Consider the following 3117-nt stretch of genomic DNA (forward strand, 5'->3'; position numbering starts at 1 on the left):
TTATCGTGCTTTTGCTGCTTTGCATGCCATTGGCAAGCTCTTACGCTGAAAGCGCTTCAGAGTGGTTTCTAGACACAACAAATCATCTGGAATCCATTTGGGATAAAGGCGAAAACGAGCTCTATATTCCGCTCTGCACGTATCACATGCCTTATGCGTATTCCCAAGACAAAATCAATCAATACACCGAATATCCGATGGGTATTGGTTTTGGCAGGGGCCTAATGAATGAGAGCGGTAACTGGGAGGGCATTTATGGGATGACCTTCAAAGACTCGCACGGAATTTATCAGTACATGGTTGGCTATGGCTGGATCCCCATGTGGAATATCGGCAATAGTCCTGACTGGAAGTACGGCGTTGGAGCAACTGCATTCATCATGTCGCGCCAAGACATCATGAACTACATTCCCTTCCCTGGTTTACTGCCCATTGCCTCAATCAGCTATAAAGAGCTCAGCATTCAGGCTGCGTATGTGCCTGGCAATCAAAATGTCGGCAACGTCTTGTTCGCTTGGGCTAAATACAGCTTGCCCTAAACACAATTAAGCGGGATTATTTTTTAAATAGTCGATCACCCAAACTGGATCACTATCGCTCGGAAAAATTGGGTAGTGCACAGCCTCGATCACACCATTATTCACAATCAAAGTAATGCGCTTGAGCAAAGTCATTCCAGCGGCAACAAAGGTAGGTAGCTGCAATGACTTCTGAAGTTGATAATCTGCATCACTTAATACCGGAAATGGTAAATGCAAGCGATCCGCCATCTCTTTTTGGTATTCGGTTGATTGCACGCTCAAACCAAATACCTCCACACCTAAGGTGCGCAACTCTTGATAGTGATCTCTAAACGCGCAGCTTTGAGGCGTACACCCTCTTGCTCCCGGTATCTGATCCCAGCCTTCTGGCAAAGCAACATTGGGCTGCCCAGTCATTGGATAGCAGTAAATCACTAAGCGCCCTTTACTCTCGCCAAGATTAAAGCGGCTAGCGGTGGTGGCATTCAAAGTGAGGGAAGGTAAGTGCATGCCAACCAAATGATCGGCAGCCCCATCATCCTGGGGAATAGGTAAGTTGCTAGGCAATTGATTGAAATTGGTCATAGTGAGATTTCATTAAACTAAGCTACACATTACAAGATTCTGCAATTAGATACAGCAGAGAGATCCGCTGAATGCTCATCACAAAGGAGGAATGCTTACTCGGCTGCTGAACGCATTAGCCTCAAGAGTTCAACATCATGCTCGGGTAGGCCATCCAATACGCTAGTGAGGCTTGGCATCTTTGCAATAATTTCCTTTGCCAAGAAGAAGCGCATTGACCAGGCGGGAAAACTTCTTTCTTGAATGTCCTCCAGCTTCAATAAGCGCACTTGCTGATGGCGAGGATCTCGCTGAATTTTTTCCCATATTTTTCATGACCTCCGTACGAGGCCCTTCTAATATTTGGCCAAAATGTTGGTTCTCGTAAAAAAGCACTCCCGATAAGCCTAATTTTTGATTGAGTTGCGCCGCTTGATCGGTGAGGCGCATCAATGCCAAGACACCCATATCCTGCGTTGCCTTGCTGATATAGCTCACAGAAATTAATTGGGACTTACTCATCTTGTTATCTTAGGGTTGAATCTGGCGAATTATAGATATTAGCTTTTGATATAGCCTCAATCAATGCTGATTTACCCGAGAGGCTCAGCAATGTGCCCAACAATCCCCCTGGGAATGGCGCCATGATTAATCCAGCTCTATTCTTTGGCAATTTTTAATGGGGCCGATCTTGCAAAGATTCAGAGTATTCCCTAAATAACTTCCAGCACTTTACTCAAGGAATTACCTTCATAGTTTGGCTTCTCACCGATTTCTTCAAAAGGGTGCCCAAGACGATTAACCCAAAATACATCAAAGCCAAACCACTTTGCGCCTAACGCATCCCAAGCATTACTTGAAACAAATAACACTTCTTCTTTTTTGACTGGAAATGCTTTTAATAAAAGCTCATAGGATTGTGGGGCAGTCTTAAATAGTCGTATATCTTCAACCGTGATAACTTGATCTAGATAGGGCATCAAACCATTACTCTTGACCACTGTTGCTAGCATCTCTCTGCTGCCATTAGACAAAATGGCCGTTGACAATCCTTTACTTTTTATTGTCTTGAGGACAGTGAAGCTATCCTCAAAACCAGTGAGCTTTGCATACTGATCCATCAAGCGCTTCTCATTTTCCGAAGTGAGATTTAAGTTCATGCGCTTGCAAACATAATGCAAGGAACGAACCGTTAACTCCCAAAAGGGAAGGTAATGCTTGCTGCCGCTAGGGTTCGGGTCACTCATGGTGACTAGGCGAGTGTATTCAATTTGGCGGTCACGCCACATTAAAGCGAAAGCTTGGCCATTACCCGGAAATAAGGCTTCCGCCAACTCTCCCATGGAATAAACATCAAACAATGTGCCGTAAGCATCAAATGCTATGAGCTTATACATGCCGTCTCCTCATGATGGATATTTTTATAATTTTGTTTTAAACAATATTGGCTAAAGATGTCTTACCCAAGTTCTGATTCATTAAAAGCATCTCTTAAATAGACAGGGAGGTCTATAGATGGCGGCCTAAAACCTGACTGATAAAACATATCTCCAATATGGCCACGATGAAATGTTTTGTGATTACAGACATGAATCAGAATATCGCCTCTTGTCATTTCTCCAGCACCGCCATCAACAAACAAAAAGCTAAGCTTTTCATTGAGTAGTGGTTCAGTCATGGAGTCAGCATATTGAATATACCAATCGCCTGATTCATTTAACTTTTCAGTTAGGGCCGCCAAAGAATCTGGTGAATCCGTGGTGCGAGACTTAAACCCATGATCTTTCCCAAGTAAATGAGCTTGCCAGATTTGATCAACAATAGCTACGTGGGCCAAGGCAAATGACATTCCACCAAATGCGGCAGCGCGATTTTTAATTACCTCATCAAGCGGCAACGCAGCAATCGCATCCAAAAGCATATTGTTTGCCCACTTGTTATAGCGTGCAAGCATGCGAATATTGCGAACGGCAGACATATAGCGCCCTTTTGGTAATTAAGCACATTCTAGTTATCTAGGGCGCCAAATCCT

At 43.9% G+C, this 3117-nt stretch carries 5 protein-coding genes and 1 pseudogene; 1 reads left to right on the forward strand and 5 read right to left on the reverse strand.

Features of this window, described 5'->3' with window-relative positions:
* Positions 1-539: lipid IV(A) palmitoyltransferase PagP (gene pagP, locus B7X71_RS14260; protein ID WP_293601090.1), on the forward strand; the 539-nt coding region annotated here is incomplete at its 5' end.
* 6 nt (positions 540-545) lie between these two features.
* Here the strand turns inward: pagP and B7X71_RS14265 are convergent.
* From B7X71_RS14265 to B7X71_RS14280, 5 genes and pseudogenes are all read right to left on the reverse strand, one after another.
* Positions 546-1106: a peroxiredoxin gene (locus B7X71_RS14265; protein WP_293601092.1), complete on the reverse strand. Its 561-nt coding sequence runs from the start codon at positions 1104-1106 to the stop codon at positions 546-548.
* Between the two features lie 95 nt (positions 1107-1201).
* Positions 1202-1375: a hypothetical protein gene (locus tag B7X71_RS17950; protein ID WP_363927118.1), complete on the reverse strand. Its 174-nt coding sequence runs from the start codon at positions 1373-1375 to the stop codon at positions 1202-1204.
* Positions 1347-1607: pseudogene (locus tag B7X71_RS14270) on the reverse strand (BLUF domain-containing protein); the annotation flags it as partial. The gene B7X71_RS17950 and the pseudogene B7X71_RS14270, both read right to left, overlap by 29 nt.
* Before the next feature lie 191 nt (positions 1608-1798).
* Positions 1799-2482 (reverse strand): haloacid dehalogenase type II, encoded by a 684-nt coding sequence (locus B7X71_RS14275; protein WP_293601094.1) that lies wholly within the window; start codon positions 2480-2482, stop codon positions 1799-1801.
* Between the two features lie 62 nt (positions 2483-2544).
* Entirely contained in the window at positions 2545-3063 is a 519-nt protein-coding gene (locus B7X71_RS14280) for a DinB family protein (protein ID WP_293601096.1), read from the reverse strand.
* Positions 3064-3117 lie beyond the last annotated feature (54 nt).

It is taken from the genome of Polynucleobacter sp. 39-46-10 (genome assembly GCF_002282275.1).

Coding starts and splice junctions, on each gene's coding strand:
- B7X71_RS14280 (WP_293601096.1), bottom strand. CDS start 3,063: ATGTCTGCCGTTCGCAATATTCGCATGCTTGCACGCTATAACAAGTGG.
- B7X71_RS14275 (WP_293601094.1), bottom strand. CDS start 2,482: ATGTATAAGCTCATAGCATTTGATGCTTACGGCACATTGTTTGATGTT.
- B7X71_RS14265 (WP_293601092.1), bottom strand. CDS start 1,106: ATGACCAATTTCAATCAATTGCCTAGCAACTTACCTATTCCCCAGGAT.